8 protein-coding genes and 1 pseudogene are annotated in these 20,068 nt (G+C 37.1%); 7 read left to right on the forward strand and 2 right to left on the reverse strand.

Annotated elements, in window-relative coordinates:
* The first annotated feature begins 400 nt into the window (after positions 1-400).
* From D4A81_RS06115 to D4A81_RS13460, 3 genes are read left to right on the forward strand one after another with little or no spacing between them, the layout of a single operon-like run.
* A complete protein-coding gene (locus D4A81_RS06115) occupies positions 401-2,011 on the forward strand; it encodes an N-acetylmuramoyl-L-alanine amidase family protein (RefSeq protein WP_111525947.1) in 1,611 nt (536 codons plus the stop codon).
* 13 nt (positions 2,012-2,024) lie between these two features.
* Positions 2,025-9,455, forward strand: a complete 7,431-nt coding sequence (locus D4A81_RS06120; protein WP_174705943.1) for an InlB B-repeat-containing protein — start codon at positions 2,025-2,027, stop codon at positions 9,453-9,455.
* Between the two features lie 17 nt (positions 9,456-9,472).
* A complete protein-coding gene (locus tag D4A81_RS13460) occupies positions 9,473-14,221 on the forward strand; it encodes an N-acetylmuramoyl-L-alanine amidase family protein (protein ID WP_242977766.1) in 4,749 nt (1,582 codons plus the stop codon).
* A 62-nt stretch (positions 14,222-14,283) separates the two neighbouring features.
* Here D4A81_RS13460 and upp read toward each other — a convergent pair whose 3' ends face one another.
* Both upp and D4A81_RS06135 read right to left on the reverse strand, forming a co-directional pair.
* Positions 14,284-14,913, reverse strand: coding sequence for a uracil phosphoribosyltransferase (gene upp, locus D4A81_RS06130; protein ID WP_111525948.1), 630 nt, complete (start codon positions 14,911-14,913; stop codon positions 14,284-14,286).
* A gap of 66 nt (positions 14,914-14,979) precedes the next feature.
* Positions 14,980-15,795 carry a hypothetical protein gene (locus D4A81_RS06135; protein WP_111525949.1) on the reverse strand — a complete coding sequence of 272 codons (816 nt, stop codon included), beginning with the start codon at positions 15,793-15,795 and terminating at the stop codon, positions 14,980-14,982.
* A 248-nt stretch (positions 15,796-16,043) separates the two neighbouring features.
* Here D4A81_RS06135 and D4A81_RS13820 point away from each other — a divergent pair.
* The 4 genes and pseudogenes from D4A81_RS13820 to sdaAA form a co-directional block, all read left to right on the forward strand.
* Positions 16,044-16,190: pseudogene (locus D4A81_RS13820) on the forward strand (L-serine ammonia-lyase, iron-sulfur-dependent subunit beta); the annotation flags it as partial.
* A 195-nt stretch (positions 16,191-16,385) separates the two neighbouring features.
* Entirely contained in the window at positions 16,386-18,143 is a 1,758-nt protein-coding gene (locus D4A81_RS06145) for an IS1634 family transposase (RefSeq protein WP_119808241.1), read from the forward strand.
* Positions 18,144-18,391: 248 nt separating this feature from the next.
* Entirely contained in the window at positions 18,392-19,057 is a 666-nt protein-coding gene (gene sdaAB, locus D4A81_RS06150; RefSeq protein WP_111524891.1) for an L-serine ammonia-lyase, iron-sulfur-dependent subunit beta, read from the forward strand.
* A gap of 8 nt (positions 19,058-19,065) precedes the next feature.
* Positions 19,066-19,935, forward strand: a complete 870-nt coding sequence (gene sdaAA / locus D4A81_RS06155; protein WP_111524890.1) for an L-serine ammonia-lyase, iron-sulfur-dependent, subunit alpha — start codon at positions 19,066-19,068, stop codon at positions 19,933-19,935.
* The last annotated feature ends 133 nt before the right edge of the window (positions 19,936-20,068 follow it).

The following is a 20,068-nucleotide window of genomic DNA, read 5'->3' on the forward strand; positions in this document are numbered from 1 at the left end:
AATATAATCGTGAAATTCCAATAAAGTTAGAGAATAGAGTGTGATATAAGGAGTTGTGGAATGCATATAAATTATTATATTAGATGTCCGTGTGTATTTATAAGATACGAAAAAACAGATTTTTGACAATAACTGTAAGAGCTGTTTATAAATGAGCACATCATCCGTATAAAAGTAGACGGTGGTGTGGGCTTTTACAGTTTACAAATATGGTATAGATTTTTTATGCAGATAAAGTTGCTTGCGAAGTTTTTTGCGGGCTGTTTTGTTTGTGTAAAGAAATAAATATATACAATATAAAATACATTCAAATATAAAATAAAGTACTAATTTGATGTAATACATTAAATAGATATATAGGAATTATATTTGGTGTGTTTACAATAAAGGAGGTAATTTGATGAAGAAGAAGAGCATAGTTGGCTATGCCGGCTTACTTGCGGTTTCCGCTCTGTGTTTTTTTGCTTTTCCGGCAACTACACATGCTGCAGAGGGATGGAATAACTCAACAGGAGAGTGGAGATACCTAGATGATACTGACAGCGCAGTGTCTGATGTTTGGCGTAAGTCAGGGGATACTTGGTATTATTTGGGTGAAGATGGAAATATGGTAAGAGATACTTTACTTACCATAGGTGATAATACTTTTTATCTTAAGGCTGATGGAGCTATGGCAGCTAATAGCTGGATACTCACCAAGGATGAAGATGACGAAGAAGGATGGTATTACTTCGGAGCTGACGGAAAAGCCTACAAAGGTAAAGAGGGAAGAGTATATACTCGTGAGGTCAATGGAAAGAGATATCTTTTTGATGAGAATGGAGTAATGCTTACAGGATTCTTTGATGCAGAAGGTAATGCAGTAGAAGATGATAGTCCATTCAAAGCGGCAGTATACTACTTTGGTGATGATGGAGCAATGTTTACAGAACATTGGCTTTTATATTCACAGGTAGGAGAGAATCCGGGATATTCGGAGCTTGGACAAAGAAACTATAGTGAATATGACGAGATGTGGCTATACTTTGGAGCTAATGGTAGAAAGTATGTTGCAAAGACTACAGATCAATCAAAGCAAAGAGAAATAAATGGTAAAGCTTATTTGTTTGATGAGAATGGTGTAATGATACCACAACTCTCACTGACAAATGCAAATATAAGAGCAACAGCAAGCAATGCTAAGGTAAAATATGGTTCACTTGATACAGATGGCGAGCTAAAAGATGATTATTGGACATTTACGGTGCCAAATGAGGAGATGAGTCAGGAGGACTACGATACAGGGGAGCGTAGCTGGTTCAGAACCAGAAAAGATGGCAGTGTAATAAAGGATAGAATAGCTACAGTACTTGGAAGAAGATATGCCTTTGATGAGATAGGACGTATGCAGACAGGCTTTGTAGTTATGTTAGAAGATGGCAGCTTTGGTATCAGATTTGATGTAGATGAGTGGAGTAAGGAAGATTTCCTTGATGATGCTGCTACTACACCTATAGCTGCTATAGATAGAGGTAGCCTATATCTCTTTGGAACAGATGAGTTAAATGATGGTTCAATGATTACAGGAGAGGTTACAGTATCACTTAGAGATACAAACGCTGTATTTGGATTTAGAGATAATGGTAAGGCTATTGGAGCAAAGTGCACACTTGTAAAGAGTGATGGCAAGTTCTACTTCAACGGTTTGAGACTTGATGCAGATGCAGACCTTAAATATGGTATCGTAAAAGATACAAGAACAGGTCATGGCGAATATGTAGTAGTCGGAACTGATGGAAAAGTTGTAAAGGGCAACAAAATCTTAAGAGACGGAGAGGGCAACTGGATAATAGTTTCAAACTCAAAGTTCGTAGCAAGAGTTAGTGATGGTGATAGACCAAGAAAGAAGAATGGAAAATTCTATCACTATGATTCAACAGCTGAAAGGCATAATAGATGGGGAGCAGAAATCACATATGCTACAGATGGAGCATACAACTTAGATAGTGATTTCGTACTCTTTGACAGATAGTTAGAGGAGAGATATGAAGAAAAATAATTTAATGAGGAAGGTTAAACAATTAACAGCCGGTTTGTTAACATCCGCTATGGTGCTGACAGGGGCTCCGTTTGGAAATTTTGTGGCAAGGGCAGCGACAGAATTGCAGCCTAATACTGAATTAAGTACACAGGGTGCTGCTCCCAGGGGTGTAAGTGTAAATCCTAATAACAACAATTACACTTTTGGTTCATCAGCAACAACAGCATATGCTTTTGGAAAGGCAACTGCTTTATATACGTTTCCAATAAGTTACGGTGGAGGAGTAGTCGTTCCAACGAATTTACCTATACACGGAGGTACTAATAGTGGCTATGGTACAGCGGGAGGAGAGGATCCCTTTACTTTTAATATTGCCGCTATAACGGATGAGGCTTATAGATTGAACTGGAGTAGAGGATATTACTCAGATACAGCTTCTACAAAGGCGGAGGCAAAAGATACCGTAGAGTTTCCAACACTGAAATCAGCTTTTGAACAGTCATGGTGGCATGGATATTACGCTTTTGCAAAGCCATATAGAATCGGCAGTAATGTTTCAAGTAAAAATCCAACAGCAGGAACAGAAAATCATGCAAGTGGTACAGGAGCTGATACTGCAGATCCGGTTATAACAAGTTGGGGAGGAGCGTATAATGCTCAGCCGACAGCCGCCACATTCTATGGTTCAAGTACAAAGAAGGCATTACATGCCGGTCTTACATCATATAAAAACGGAGAAGTTTTTAAAATAAAGAAGTCAGCTACTGATACTGATTATGTAGAAGTTAGACAGGAAGTAATGCCTTCGACGGATGATCAGTACATATATGTAAAATATACTGTATACAATAACTACGGCAATCATATTGATCTTATGATTGGTAATGAGTCAGATACTATGCTTGGAGAATGGGATGATGTACCTATTTTTGTTACAAAACATGATAATACAGAAGGGGCAGAAGGTCTGCATTTCCACAATAAAGATCATGCTAATAATAATTCGTCACATGCTGTCTTTGATATAATTTCAAAAGGCAAAGGTATAGGTGGACAGGATGTCGGAATGCAAAGACGTGATGCAAATGATAAAAGCGAAAATAGAGTTTGGGCAGGAAGCTGGTCTAGTACAGCAGGAGTATATCATACAGATTGGGTATTTTCACAGAGCAGACCCGGATATGTAGGTGCCGGACGATATGGCACAGGCTCTGCTGGTGATACAGCAGCGGCGTTCTCAGCTTATTTTGACCTAGAACCACATGAAACAAAGACAACGATTTTTGCTTTGGCTATAAAACCATATGTTATATATGTTGATCCTGCCAATGGAAAAGACGATACAGGAACCGGATTTATGGGTTCTCCGGTGAAGTCAATAAAAAAGGCAATGGAAGTATTGTCAACTAAACCATATGATATCAAAAAAGCATATATATATATACAGGGAAATATAGATAATCAAGGAATTATAGATAATCAAAAAGAGACTATAGTGATTCCGGCAAATAGAGATATTACTATACAGACCGCAGACTATAAGCCACTGGCAAATGCAGCAACTATAAACTTTAATACAGTTCCATTGTATACTGATGATGCTCCTATACCGGAGACTAATACATTTACAATAAAAAGAGATGCTAACTTTACAGGAGCATTGTTTAAGGTGGAGAGTGATAGTTCAACATTGAACTTTTCCAATATAATTCTTGATGGAAATGGTGACAATGTCAAAGCGGCAGCCCCTATAGTAGAGTTATCGGCAGGTAATGTAAAACTGAAAGACAATACTACTATTCAAAACAGTAATGTAGCAAAGGGATTGAACAATGATATTTCTACTGTATCAGAGACTACACCAAAGGCTTCTGCTATAAGTGTAGAGGGTACAGGTGTTCTTACAATGGAGAGCAGTGTAAAGCCAATCTATATTAATAATAATACGGGCAACAGTTCAGGCAGTGATCCTAAGATTCCGGCTATAAATGTATCATCTACAGTAAATCCAACAGTTGCAAGTGCTACAGGAATAGGAGCAGTTAGAGCCAGAGCAATAAATGTTTCAGGCAATGTTAATGTAGTTAATAACGAAGATATACATACAGTAGTAGAAGCATATAAGGTTGATGCTGATGGAACAGAGGTTGCGGTGGCTTCAGTACCTACGGGTGCTACTGTTACTACAACACTTGTAGCTTCAACTACTACAGACCCTAACCCTAAGACTACTATAACAGATAAAACATCAACGACAGTGACTAAGGAAGAGCACAATGATAGCGCTACTACACCGGCAACTAAATATAAGTCTACAACTAAAGTTACTACATCTAAAGCTAATGTAAATCTTGATAAGAGTATGTTGTATGTGCCTAAGGGCAAAACACTTACAGGAAGTATAGGAGTAACAATTTCAGATGTTCCTAATACATCAGATGATAATGATGGTAGACCGGTACTAGACTTTGAAGGTAGAACTTCCGGATCAGCTGCACCATATTCTGCAAGTAATATTACTACTGATGGTGATGGTATTGATCCTAGAATGGGTATGGCAACTGCTAATGTGACTGATGGTACTGGTACAGTTTTAAGTATTCCACAGGTAGATAATTTGGTTTATTTAAGAGCTCAGAAGTACAATTTTACAGTGACCTATATAGATCCGGATGGCAATACGATACCTATTGCAAGCCTTACATCAGGTACAAATACTATTCCGGGAACTTTAGATGCTACAAACACATCTTCATATGCATTTAGGGCGGCATCCGGATCAGCCGTAAATATACCAATGCCAAGTTATACATTCAATGGAACACCAACTGTATTTGACAGTGCTACAGGTGCTTTTGGAACATTGACGGTGGTAACTACTGATCCGATTGCACCTGCTACTACACCTACTAAGGGAACTGTTATTGGAACGACTCCTAATACTCCTTTAGATATTGTCATTTCATTAAAGAAAAATGTAATGAATTATAAGTTTGATTCAAGAGGCGGTACAGCGGTAGCAGAAGTTGTATCTCCTGTAGGAACAATACCAGGTACAATGTCTACTCCTACAAAAGCAGGCTATACATTTACAGGATGGGTAAAGTACACAGATGCAAATAATAATGATGTATTTGATACAGGTGATACAGCCGGAGCAAATGTTGGTACAACTTATCCGGCTTCATCAACAGCAGATACATTCAAATTTTATGCTACCTGGACACCTGATGGAACGCTTTATCCAATAAGCACATATCACAAGAATGTAAACCCTGCATTAGCACTTACATTAGGTTCAGAAATAGACCCTGGATATGTTATTGAATCAGTTGTAGATAAAGATCACGCGATAGTTCCGGGATATATCTATAATTCAGGAAGTGCTACTCCTGTTTCAGCAGGTGAAGTAGAGCCAAATCCAGCAGTAACAGCTGGCGTATCTGAAGGACATTATCACATTTCAAGTATGCCTGCTTCAGCAGTTACTTTGAATTACAAGTACAGTGTTGATCCAAATGCAACATTTACATTTACTGTACGACACATAGATGCAATGGGTAATCTCCTTCCAGGAACTAATGTAGTAACTTCACAAAGAAGAGCAGAGCAGAGTATTACTGCAATGGCAGACAATTCAATAGCCGGTTATACTTATTCAACATACCATATAACATCAGGTGAAAACGATGGTGCAGCCGGAAGCTACGTACTTGGTCTAAATCACCAAGAGATAGTGGGAGGAACTCCAAAAACACCATACATTGTACGTAATGATACATCAACAGGAACTTTTGTGGCATATATGCCAAATCAGGATGTATCTATAGACTATATATATACAGCCGATGCGGGTATGAATTTGGTTAGAAGGTACTATGACAGATTTACTGATAAGATTATAACAAGTCAGGTAGAAGCATCTACACCTTCAGCTAATGTAGCAGCATCAATTCCTACATCAGGAAGTACAGATGGTGATAAGCTGTATGGTTATTTATGGGATACTTCATCAAATGTAGATATAGTAGATATTTCAAATTTAACAGGTCCGGTAAGTGTAGTTCATAATCCTTCAAATGGTGATTTGAGTGGTAGTATGCCTATTAGTGGAAATGGTGTTAGAGCTGACTACAAACTAAGTCATGATGCTTCTAAATGGAGAGATATCAACTTTACAGTAGCAAATACACCAAATAATAATGGTAGTGTGGATGCCCTACCTGTGGGAGCACCGACAAGCTTCTTAGCAAATGATGGAAGTATTGCCGGAAACACATATGCATATACATTTGATAAGCTAAAATCTGAAAACTATGTTCCGGGTGTTACACCAAACAGATACTATAAGTTTGATGGATGGTATCTGGATGCGGCAGCAACACAGCAGGTAAATGGAACAGATACATTCCCAACAGATACAGCACCACTTACACTTTATGCTAAGTTTGTAGAGGATCCAAGTCAGTGGTTTGATATAAACCTTGCAGCAGGAAGCAATGGTTCAATATCAGCTCCTGCAACACTTCATATTCCATATGATTATACATGGAGTCAGATAACAGGACAGTTGCCAACAGCCACACCTGTAGCAAACTACTTGTTTAACGGCTGGAAGGATTCAAACGGAGCTTTCATGCAGGGAACAAGCACACTTACAAACCATGCAACATATACAGCATTCTTTAGTCAGGATCCAAATGTATTTGGAGGTATAGGTTCTATCACTCCAACAGGACATATAGGAAATGACGGAAGTGGCGAGATAGTAATAGACGGTACAACACCCGGTAATGTATATGTTATCAGTGATCCGGATGGAAATATCGTAGCAGTAGTACCTGGGGATTCAGTAGGAAACAGAACAGTAGTTCCAAACCTCATCCCCGGAGCACATTACAATGTACAGGAAGGAAGTCCTGATACTCAGGCTACAGTAGGACAGCCTGTTTCAAGTGTTACAGGCACATCTGTATCAACACCACAGGATGTATATATTCCAACAGTAGATAATAACTACAATATAGGATACGATCCAGATAATGACGGTATGGCACAGATAGTTATAAATCCTGCAGATCCTGATGCAGACTATGCACTCATAGATGAGAATGGAAATGTAGTACAGTATCCGGGAAGTGACAATGGATGGATGACTCCGGTAGGAAGCAATCCTTCAACAGTTACTTTCAACAACTTAAATCCAAATGAAACTTACACAGTGGTGGCAAGAAAGAAGGGCGATAGCACTATTCCAAATCCACTTACAAAGCTTCCTGATGGAAATCAGATAATTGCAAATCCTGGTGATATGGCAGATGCACCTAAGTATGTCGTAGAAACCAAGGAAGGAAGCATTGTATCAGTAGGAACTACAAGTGTAGGAAATGACACATATGATGAAGCAAAAGCAGGAGAGGTAGTGGCAATTCATGCTGATCCTATAAATGCAAATGGCAAGAACTTCCTATATTGGCAGATACTTGCAGGAAGAGCAGTAGGAGTTAGCGGAAAGATAACACAGGCTGACTATACATTTACTCTTTCAAATTCAAATATTGTTTTAAAGGCTGTATACGAGCCAACTAAGGTGGCAGGAGATGATGCAGATCTTACAGAGACAATAAGAGGTGGAAGTGTTGGAGAGTTCGGACTTACTCCGGATCAGATACCTGGACTTGCACATGAACTGACAACACCACTTGACAGATCGCTTATCGGTACAAATGGTGCAACAGTAGAATATAAGGTAGTATTCAATAAGAGAGACGCAAAGACAAATGAGAAAACAGCTGTAAAACCGGTATCAGTTTCAGGTGTAGATCATCCGGATGCACATACCGTTGCATATGGACTTGATATCGAACTTGAGAGATATGTAAATGGAAGACTTGTAAACAATGGCATAATAGCAACAGCATCAAATGCAATGGTAGATGTGATAGCACAGTTACCGGCAGAGGATGTAGACCAGCTTGACTATCAGTTATTTGATGTGACACCTGACAGCTTAGGTAATATCACACCAATAGAAGTAACAATGACAACTGATGTAGCAAACAATGCCGGACTTATAAAGTTCACAGGTAACTTAAAGCATTCATATGTACTTGTTTACTCAAAGACATTTAAGGTAACATTTGTAGATAATAAGCCTGTACTTAATCACTTATACTTAAATGATACAAGTAGAAACTTCTACAAGAAATTCAAGGTGAGAAGAAAAGAAAATGTTGAGGACAGCTATTATTCAACAGACTATGATGTAGTTACAGCATATGCACAAAATGATGTAGCAAATGGACTTGTAACACCATTTGAAGATATCTATGGTGTACAGTATGACTATGTTAACTGGTCAAAAAAGGAAGATAAGCTTTCAGTATATGATACAACAAGCCCTGTAACAAAGAAGACAGTAGTCTATGCATTCTATACTGATAACAGAAAAGAAGTAGCACAGGCAAGAGTGGATCTTGGTGATACTATAGAAGAGGCAAAGCTTCTTACAGGTGACCCATATCTTAAGGTGGCTGAGGTAGCTGAAATCAATGAAGCTATAGCACATGCACTTGAGACACTTAGACAGGCAAGAGATCTTGTATCTCCTGATGGAACTACATATCTCAGACAGGCAAACTATGCAGAGCTTCAGCAGGCTATAGATGCACTTAGAAGACTTATCGACAAGTATTCAAATACATCTACAGGTAGAGCAGGTGAAAGAAATAGAAGAACCGGTGGTGCCAGTGGTGGTGGTAATTCTTCAAGTGGTAGAGGAAGTAAACTTTTGACACCGGGAGAGAAGTCAACACAGAGTACAGCTATCAATGAGAACAGTAACACAAGATCATTCGTACTTGGTATGGATGGTAACTGGGAAAGAAACAGCGTGACAGGTGGATGGTCATTCGTACTTAACGGAGGAACACCTATCAATGATATGTGGGGTATGATAGTTTTCAATGATGAAGCCGGAAACAAAATATACCGTTGGTATTACTTTGATGCTCGCTCAACTATGGCAACAGGTTGGGTATACGACTCAAAGAATGGTAACTGGTATTATATGAATACTACAGAAGGTCCTGAGCTTGGACAGATGGTAAAGGGCTGGGTAAAAGATACAAATACAAATAAATGGTATTACATGAATGATAATACAGGTATTCTTGATACAGGATGGCATTTAGATAAGCAGGACGGTAGATGGTATTACCTCAACCAAAATGGTGAAATGCTTACAGGATGGCAGAATATTGATGGAAAGTGGTATTACTTCAATACCAATACTCCACAAGATACTTATACATGGGATGCCAATGCTTTCAAGTGGAACTATTTGAACAATAGTGCCAGACCATATGGTTCTATGTATGCAGGAGAGAAGACTCCGGACGGTTATAGCGTAGATGCAAATGGTATTTGGAACTAAGTGACATAGGAGAAGAGATGAAAAGAAAGACAATAAAAGCAAAATTAGCTGCTGTATTGTCTGCCAGTATGGCATTTACCATGCTGGCACCGGCAATGCCGGCGTATGCAGCAGATGCAACTATAATATTCGATTTTGATACCAATACACCTTCATTGGATCCTGGTATTGCTCCACATCAAATTACACATCAAATTACAGTGAGTGGTCCGTTGGGTGCCCTTATAAATACTAATTCAGCAGGTCTTCAGACAGATACAAATGGTGTTTTTCTGCCATGGGGAAATGGAGCAACTGCATATCCAACACAACCAGACGGCAGTGGATATACAGGAACAGTTGGAGGAAAGACTTGGGGTACGGGTGGTCTCGATTTAAAGGGATATAAGATAAGAGGGTTTAGAAAAGCAGCAGGCAATGGCGACTTTCCAAGACCATATTTAGATAGTAAAAGATATCAGAATACAACATACTATGCTACTCTTATTGCTGATGAAAATATTCCTTCAGCAATGAAATTAAGTGAAACTCATGTAAAGGATACTTCAGATCCTAGTACAACATATTTCCCTTCACCAAATAATACTCCAGTTCAATATCCTGTACTTAAGGATATTAATGAAAGACCAAAAGAAATACCGGGATATGTAGTAAGCGGTTTAACCGTTTCAGGTGATGGTATGGCTAGTGTAGCTAAACAAGCAGGATTAACATTGACAGCAGGAGCTACTTCGTTGAGCGTTCCTAATCCATATGTATTGAACTTTAAGACAACAAATAAGGATGTAAATATAGAGTATAAGTATAAAGTCAGTGATGATAAATTTTCATTAAAAGTTGTTGATACAGTATGGAATAATATCGGTAGTGCAGCTCATCCTGCTCGTGGTACGTTAAAGTCTCAGAATCAGAGACCAATTCCGGCAGTTTCAAATAAACAAGTACTTACATCAGTTGATGCTGCTGGCATAAAGGTAAATAGCAAATATGTTCATATAGCATCACCTGCACCAAGTACTCCAAGTAGATATATACTTGATCCTGATAATCCGGTCACTATAAAATATGACTGGGGTACACCAAATAGTACTTCAGGAAAGTTTACAACTGCTAAGGATGGAACTTCAGGCGATATACTTAATATAATACCTGCAAAGGATGATACAGATTATAGATGTATCAAAGTAGGCAATGCCGCTAGTGGTTATGAGATTACCGGACAGATTCCTAACCAGGGAGTAACAGTAACATATAATTACTATGAGAATCCTGACTATTACACTCTTATAAATGTAAAATATGTGGATAATGAGGGTAAAGATATATTCAATAAGGTAAAGGCTGCAAATACAAGTGCATTTATAGATATATCAACTGTTGTACCTCCTGCGGAGCCTAATATAGGGGTAATGTATACAGATGGTGACCATGCATATATGAGAGTGAAGAATACAAGTACAAGTATTGACTATGATATTCCTGTACCGGTATTGAATGATTATATAAGTGCAGGTACAGATATAAGCAAATTGCCAACCATCACTACTGACAAATTAGTAGACTGGAACAGTTCATATACATATATATATACTAATCCAGCCGGTAGAAATCAGACAGCTCCTAATGCAAATCAAGCTGGATGGTCTGCTACGAACCCAAAGTATACTGTAAGTATAGATAAAGATGGTGATGGTACAGGTGAAACACCTTTAAGCAGTGCAAGCTTAGTAGTAACATATACTATTGATCCTAATAAGGTGGCAAATGTTGCTGCTATAGGTGTGGGAACAGGTGATCTTTATACTGATGGAGGCCCTGCAACCGGACATATATATGGAACCCTTCCTACAGATATAAAACAGCTTTCAAGAAAGCCAAGCACAGTTGCAAATCATTATTCATTGGAGATTCAGCAGTCTGATTTACCTACACCTGTACCGGCGACAGGATATAGGTTTGCAGGTTGGAAATATAATGGCACAGATATTACGTCATTCCCTGCTACTATAGATGTTCCTAATTCAGAAAATAATGCATCTATAATAGGTACATTTGAGAAGAATGAAAATCAGTGGAATGAATATAAACTTGCTACAGGGAATTCACATGTAAGGCTTTTAGGTGGAGATAAAGCAACTGTAGTAAATGTTGGAAGTGGAGGGAATTCACTAAATAGTATTCCATTTAGTGCTATAAGTAGTTATACTCAGGGTATGGCTATTTCAGTTGATCCAGGATATACAGTTGAATGGCATACTCAGTCAGATACTGTACTTAATTCTAATTCTAATATAGCAGGAATGAATGGTCAGACATTTACAGCATTTGGTGTAAGTACAGCACCTGAGGCAGTATACACACCCACAATAACAGGTGATTTGAACAATGCAGGTAAACCTGTAATTACTATTGATCCTCTATTACCTGCAGCTATGGATTCAAGATTAAAATATGTTGTTACAGATGCTGATGGTAATGTAGTGGCAGTAGTTCCTGGGTCAAAATTAATGGTAGAAGGTGGAAATATTATGGGAGATTTCCTCACACCTGGAAATACATACAATGTTGCTACAGCACTTTCTACTACTCCAATAGCAGGAAGTCCTATTCCTTTCGGAGCAGCAGGTATCAGTGCAATTAGCACTACACAAATTCCTGTAGCATTAACCCCACAAGTTATAGAAGATCCTTCAAATCCAGGAAGAGCAAGTATTACTATAACACCTACAGCAACTAATACAGAGTATGCATTAGTAGATGACAACGGAAATGAAGTTTATCCATTTACTACACCAACAAATGATACAAGTGGAGTTGGTTCAGTAACATTTGGGAACTTAAATCCTGGAACTACATATCATGTTGTTCCTAGACCTATAGGAAGTAGTGATACTCCTGCACAAAGACAAGCATCAGGTGCAGATTTACCTGTAGCTACAAATAACTTTGGATTAAGTGTAAACACATTTGATGTTACTGTGATTGCAAATAATGCACCACTTCCGGCAAACTTTAAGATAGGTGGACAAACAGAAACAGATATCAATAAACTAAGAAATCTTGCACCCGGAACAGCAGTAGAGATTCTTGCACAGCCACTTGATAATGCTGCAAACACATTTAAAGAGTGGAAAGTTATAAATGGTGATTTCTCAGGAACAACCAATGCCAGAATTACATTCACAATGCCAAATAAACCGGTAAAAATTCAGGCAATATATGATGTTGCAGGTTTAGATTGGGATAATAATGTTTATAATGACAATATAGCATCAGGAAAGCATATCGGTGTTGTAAATCCTATAGTTTCAGACACAGGCAGATTTAGAGTTATTATTGATAAGGACAGTGTTAGCAATCCTTTAAAGGCTCTTGTAGAAGAGACTTTGACAGATCATTACCATCCAATATTTGCTATGACTGCAAGGTTACAGAAACTAGATGTAGCAACTAATGTATGGGAAGACTATCCGGGTGATATTGATCTTGATACAACAGTTGAAACAGGAGCGTTGTTATCAACTAGGGATTATACACTTCATGAGCTTGCAACCGGATCAAATGCGGCTATGGCAGTTAGTGGCGATTTTGAGAATCCTACAACAACATATCCGGGTCAGTTTGATATTACTTTGAAGTCGGGAAAGACTTATATATTTGGTTATACAACACCTGCTATATACAAGATTAAGGTAAGAGATAATAGAGATAATGATCTTATAACAACTCTTACATTGAGATCTACAGAAACTGTACAAGATAAGGCAAGTCTATATTCACATAAGATAACAAGTGATTATATTGATAACAATGGTATTACATGGCACTATGAGGGATTGAGTACAGATAAGGATACATATCAGGATTATGATCCGACATTCAGAGTAACATCAGATGAAACTGTATATGTATTTTACTCAAATGATAAGGCTGAAAGAGCAAAAGCTGAAAAAGACTTAAAGTCTGCAGTAAGTGCCGCACGAAATAATTTAAATAATTACGATGCACCTTCACAGGCATTATTACTAGCACAATTAGCTGATGCACAGGCAATACTTGATAGGATTAATAGGAAGTCATCTACATCTGAACTTGAGGCGGCACTTGATGCATTGAATAATCTTCTTGCTACTCTACAGCCAAGAAAATCTGGCGGTGGCGGCGGTGGCCGTGGAGGTTCAGGCGGTGGCTCAGGCAGTGCCGGCAAAAAGTCAACCGGACAGAACTCAGGTATCAGAGTTGGACTAGATGGTAACTGGGAGCTTACAAATCCTGCTGAGGCTCAGGCTAACCCTGATGGTAGCAAATGGAAATTCAACCTTACAAATGGTGGAAGTGTTACAGGTTGGGCTTACTTGACCTACACGTATGAAGGAAGAACAAAGTCTGAGTGGTATCACTTTGGAAATGACAGCATCATGGATTCAGGATGGTTCTTAGATACAAATAGCAATACTTGGTATTATCTATCTATGGATCATGACGGATTCTTTGGTGAGATGGTAAAGGGATGGCATTATGATGGCCAGGATGGCAGATGGTACTATCTTGATCCAAATAGTGGTGCAATGCACACGGGTTGGAGTAAGATTGGTGGAGAGTTCTATTACTTAAATCCAACTGCACCTGCACAGACATGGTTCTTTGATAATGCTACAGGTAGATGGAATTTTGGTGACATAAAATCTAGACCTCTAGGTTCAATGTATCAGAATGAAAGTACACCTGACGGTTATCATGTAAATGAAAGCGGAGCTTGGAGATAATCTATAGTAAAGCATAGTAATGGGGAGTCACACAAAAGTGTGGCTCCCCTATTTTATAAACTTTATTTTGTTCCAAATATTCTATCGCCTGCATCGCCAAGACCGGGGCATATATAAGCATCAGAGTTTAATTGTCTATCTAAATGACCTACATATATTTGTATATCAGGATGAGCTTCTTCCAGAGCTTTAAGACCTTCAGGAGCTGCAATGATACACATAAATTTTATTTTCTTACCACCATGCTTTTTGATCTGAGAAATGGCATCTATAGCAGAACCTCCGGTTGCTAACATAGGATCTGTTACAACTATGATTCTCTCCTCTATTGGACTTGGAAGCTTACAGTAGTATTCTACCGGTGTATGAGTGGTTTCATCTCTATAAAGTCCTATATGTCCGACCTTTGAAGCAGGAACCAGATTAAGAATACCATCTACCATACCAAGACCTGCTCTAAGTATCGGTACTATTGCCATCTTCCTACCTGAAATCATCTCAGTCATACAAGTTTCGAGCGGAGTTTCAACCTCAACCTCTTCAGTAGGTAGATCATTTAATGCTTCATATCCCATCAGCATTGCAATTTCACCAACAAGTGATCTGAATTCATTGGTTCCTGTAGTCTTATTACGCAATATTGATATTTTATGTTGAACTAATGGATGATTATTAATATAAACTTTTGACATTTTACACCTCAATCTAATTTTTAACTTTTATTATTATAGTTCAAAAAAATATATAAGTACATAGTATTATTTAGTATTAGGAGAATATTTTATAAGCACATAATCTCCAAGTTCATGTGAAACCGGCATTGAAATAAAGATATCTCCACCTGATTCATAGGAGAATACTTTTGGAAATCCTTCGTTTATATCGTTTTCTTTTACCAAAGGAAAATCAGCATCTTCAAAAAGTGTTTTTAAAATATCTACACTCAAAGTCTTTTTATACTCCTCAAAACCGGCAGCTTGTGAGTTACTTGCATTTTCAAGTACTACATCGTCTGACAGTACATAATTTGCAATAGTAAGAGGATCTGCAAAATCTGAAAGTCCTATACTCTTACCATTCTCAAGATTAATATTATTTGTAAAAATGACTTTTTTACTGTTACTACCGTCTTTGGATGTTCCGGTATAAACTATACTCATTCTGTTTCTACTTTGATTTTTAATGCTATAATTTATCTCAGTATTGCTGTCAGGAGTTGAAGATAGTGAGTTAAGAGCAGTCTTAGCATTATCTTCAATCATTGTATTGATAGAATTCTCATTTTTAGAATTAGTCCCACCAAGCTTAGGGTAAGAGACTTTTGACTTATCCTTAGTAAAGCTCTGTGAAGTTTCAGTAATACTATTTTTTGATGTGGTCTTTTTAGTATCTGCCTTTGTTTCAGGAGTTTTATTATCTGTGGAACTTTCAGCGGCAATGGTTGTAGATGACATAGAGCCATTAGCTGAAGCTGTTGTCATAATACTTTTCAAATCAGAATTATCCTTATTTTTACAACCCACAGTAATTATAGGGAGTGAAATAATTGCTAAATATAAAAATAATCTTTTCATTTTACCTCCATAAATAAATGTTTTATTCAATTATATTATACATTAAAATAGTGAAAATAAACATTAAATATAAATTAGGTTTTGCACAACAATATAAGAAGATAGTTAAGTTATATTAAATACAGAGTTTTATATAATTTGTTTAACTAAAAGCATTTTATATGTTAAAATAGTAGTAATAAAGCGAACGGAATTTTGTTTTTAGTAGGAAATTCAATGATATTTTGAAGAAGCAATAGGAGATAAAAATGGCATTTATCAGTATTTTTGATGTACTTGGTCCAAATATGATTGGGCCGTCAAGTTCACATACAGCAGGTGCCTGTGTGATATCTTTTTTGGCAAGAAAAATGATTGGTGGCAACCCTAAGAAGGTGGAGTTTATCTTATATGGCCCCGTCTTCCGTCGAAGTACTATGAAATTTCCGACGTTTCAAATTTTTAGCAAACTATTTAATTTTATACAATTCTTTTAAACCCTTTATTTTAAAGGCTTTTCTTACATAAAAAATAATTTGAAAAAATTGAAAAAATTTTTACAGCATGTTATAATCATAGTACTTCATAGTACTTTACTTTTAGAGGTGTTTATGGCTTATTTTTTGAGAAAAGAAAAGAAGAAAAAAGGTACTTATCTTCAGATGTATGAATCATTTTGGGATAAGGATAAAAAGCAACCAAGAACAAGAAATGTAAAATCTTTTGGTTACGTTGAAGATCTGACTTCAGATGAGATTCCGGATCCGATTAAATTTTATAGCGATTATGTAAAAGAGCAAAATGAGAATAGAACAAAAGTTCTTTCTGAAGAATCCCGTCCTCGTGCATTTTCCACTCCTGTTGAACTTAATATAGGACACTTCTTGCTCTACTCATTGATTGATGAGCTTGATGTTAAGGAAACTATTGATATACTTGCTTCTCAAATGCGTTTTCAGTTCTCTGTATTTGACTTAATTACACAACTTATTTATGCAAGGGTTATATCACCATGCTCTAAGTCAAAGACAGCCTCTCATGTCTTTCCATACATTTACGGCAGCTCTACAATCTCTGAAGACCAAGTATATGACGGGTGTTCTTTCATAGGAGAGTCTTATAAGAAGTACATTGATTTGTTTAATCACTCTTATGAAAAGTATTTTAAAAGAGATTTAAGCAATGTATTTTTCGATTGTACTAATTATTACTTTGAAATTGATCTTCCTAGCGATGACAAGCAAAAGGGACCTTCAAAAGAGAATAGGCACTCTCCGATAATAGGGCAGGCTTTACTTTTAGATGCTGATCTAGTACCTGTCTCCATGCAAATGTATCCCGGAAATGAATCGGAAAAGCCATATATTAGAAAAGTTATTGAAGAAATGAAGCAACGACACAGCGTATCAGGCAAGACAATTCAGGTGGCTGATAAAGGCCTTAATTGTGCAAGAAATATTTATGCTGCAGTTAAAGAAGCTAGTGACGGCTATATATTTTCAAAATCAATACATGGTAAGAATCTAAGTGAAAAGGAAAAGAAATGGGTTCTACTTGAGAATGATACAAATGTCTTTTCTAATTACACTGATGAAAGAGGTAATATATCTTTTCGTCTTAAATCCTGTATTGACAGCTTTGATTACAGTTTTAAAGAGATTGATCCGGAAACAGGAAAAGAGTGTGTTACAAGGTTTTCTGTAAAAGAAAAGCGTATCGTCTCTTATAATCCTAACCTTGCAAAGAAACAAAGGCTTGAAATAATGAAAATGGTCGATAAAGCTTCAAAGTTTTCTACATACAAAAATATCGCTAAAGATGAACTTGGAGATTGTGCTAAATATGTAGACATTATAACTAAAGATAGTACAGGCAAGACAATAAAGCCTATAATAGATTTAAATAAATCTAAGATTGATGAAGATCTTAAATATGCAGGATATAATCTTTTAGTGACATCCGAAATAGATATGGAGCCATTACAGGTATATAAAACATACCATAGCCTATGGAAGATCGAAGAATCTTTTAGACTTACAAAATCATACCTGGATGCAAGACCCGTTTATTTACAGAAAAAAGAAACAATCTATGGGCATTTTTTGATATGCTACCTTAGCTTGTTTCTTTTAAGAGTATTAGAAATCAAGTGTTTCAAGAATAAAATAAACTCTTATGACTTGATCAACTTTATGCGTGATTTTAGGGTGGTAAATAAAGGTGATGATACATATATCAATATATCAAGAAACCAGGCCGTTAACGAAAAGGTTAAAAAACTGGTTGGTTTTAGTAACCTTGATGCCCTCTATTTAACCAAAGCTGAAGTCGACAATTTCTTTCAAAACTGCATGCTCTTGTATACCTAGAGTACTAGGTTTTGAGAGAAACGACGGAAGTCAGGTTATACATTAAAATAGTGAAAATAAACATTAAATATAAATTAGGTTTTGCACAACAATATAAGAAGATAGTTAAGTTATATTAAATACAGAGTTTTATATAATTTGTTTAACTAAAAGCATTTTATATGTTAAAATAGTAGTAATAAAGCGAACGGAATTTTGTTTTTAGTAGGAAATTCAATGATATTTTGAAGAAGCAATAGGAGATAAAAATGGCATTTATCAGTATTTTTGATGTACTTGGTCCAAATATGATTGGGCCGTCAAGTTCACATACAGCAGGTGCCTGTGTGATATCTTTTTTGGCAAGAAAAATGATTGGTGGCAACCCTAAGAAGGTGGAGTTTATCTTATATGGCTCTTTTGCCAATACATATAAAGGACATGGAACAGACAGGGCTTTACTTGGTGGACTTATGGGATTTGGTACAGATGATGTAAGAATTAGAGATTCATTCCATATTGCAAGTGAGAGAGGAATTGAGTATAAATTCACACCAAATAGTGAGTTAACAGAGATTCATCCAAATACTGTTGATGTATGTATGGAAGATGAAGAAGGTAGAAAGGTTACAGTCAGAGGTGAGTCACTAGGTGGTGGAAAGGTTAGGATAGTTAAGATTGACCAGGTAGATATAGACTTCTCAGGTGAGTACAGTGCCATTATAGCAGTACATATGGATAGACCCGGAGTTATAGCTTATATTACCAAGGCACTTAGTGAGAATAATATAAATATCGCATTTATGAAACTCTATAGAGAGTCGAAGGGAAATAGGGCATATACTATTATAGAGTCTGATGAAAGAATTCCGGATGATATAAAGGTAGGGTTATTTAAAAACAAAAATATATCACAGGTTATGATAGTTCAATAGGAGATTTTATGGATTTTAGTAATGCAAGAGAACTTTTGGAACTTTGTGATAAAAACAATTTATTAATTTCTGAAATAATGAAGATAAGAGAATGTTATGAAAGCACAAGTTCAAAAGAAGAAATAAAAAATAAAATGAATAGAGTTCTTGAAATTATGAGAGACTCTGCAACAACACCTATAAAGACTCCAATGAAATCTATGGGCGGTCTTATAGGTGGAGAGGCGAGAAATATACATGAACATATGGAGCAGGGTAAAAATATAGGCGGATCTATGCTTAGCAGAGCTATGATGTATGCTATGGCTGTACTTGAGTGTAATGCCTCAATGGGACTTATAGTGGCAGCACCTACAGCAGGATCTTCAGGCGTAGTACCGGGACTGCTTTTGGCAATGCAGGATGAGTATGATATTACTAATGAAAAGATAATTGATGCCTTGTTCACATCAGGTGCTATAGGCTATCTTGCAATGCGAAATGCTACAGTTGCAGGAGCAGTTGGAGGATGTCAGGCAGAGATGGGTGTAGCTGCCGCTATGGCTGCTGCAGGTGCTGTTGAGCTTATGGGAGGTACTCCAAGGCAATGTCTGGATGCGGCATCTACTGTACTTATGAACATGTTGGGACTTGTATGTGATCCGGTAGGCGGACTTGTGGAATATCCTTGTCAAAATAGAAATGTTGCAGGAGTTGCCAATGCCTTGGTTGCAGCAGAGATGTCACTTGCAGGTATAACTCAGCTAATACCTTTTGATGAAATGCTTGATACTATGTATAAAGTTGGAAAGAGAATGCCGGTTGAGCTAAGAGAAACAGCACTTGGTGGATGTGCAGTTACGCCAAGTGCTTGTGAAGCCTGTGGTAAATGTAGATAAAATGTTAGTATAAAAGAGCCGTAGAGCAATCCATGATATGTAACGATTCTTTAATAAAATGTAGGGCGTGTAAAAATATAAATTCATTTTTACACGTCTCTTTTTATTTTGGCATTATTGCTTTTTTTTCATT

Origin of the sequence: Lachnoanaerobaculum umeaense (assembly GCF_003589745.1) — a bacterium.
Classification (GTDB): Bacteria; Bacillota; Clostridia; order Lachnospirales; family Lachnospiraceae; genus Lachnoanaerobaculum; species Lachnoanaerobaculum umeaense.

Coding starts and splice junctions, on each gene's coding strand:
- sdaAB (WP_111524891.1), top strand. CDS start 18,392: ATGGCATTTATCAGTATTTTTGATGTACTTGGTCCAAATATGATTGGG.
- D4A81_RS13460 (WP_242977766.1), top strand. CDS start 9,473: ATGAAAAGAAAGACAATAAAAGCAAAATTAGCTGCTGTATTGTCTGCC.
- D4A81_RS06135 (WP_111525949.1), bottom strand. CDS start 15,795: ATGAAAAGATTATTTTTATATTTAGCAATTATTTCACTCCCTATAATT.
- D4A81_RS06115 (WP_111525947.1), top strand. CDS start 401: ATGAAGAAGAAGAGCATAGTTGGCTATGCCGGCTTACTTGCGGTTTCC.
- D4A81_RS06120 (WP_174705943.1), top strand. CDS start 2,025: ATGAAGAAAAATAATTTAATGAGGAAGGTTAAACAATTAACAGCCGGT.
- sdaAA (WP_111524890.1), top strand. CDS start 19,066: ATGGATTTTAGTAATGCAAGAGAACTTTTGGAACTTTGTGATAAAAAC.
- upp (WP_111525948.1), bottom strand. CDS start 14,913: ATGTCAAAAGTTTATATTAATAATCATCCATTAGTTCAACATAAAATA.
- D4A81_RS06145 (WP_119808241.1), top strand. CDS start 16,386: ATGGCTTATTTTTTGAGAAAAGAAAAGAAGAAAAAAGGTACTTATCTT.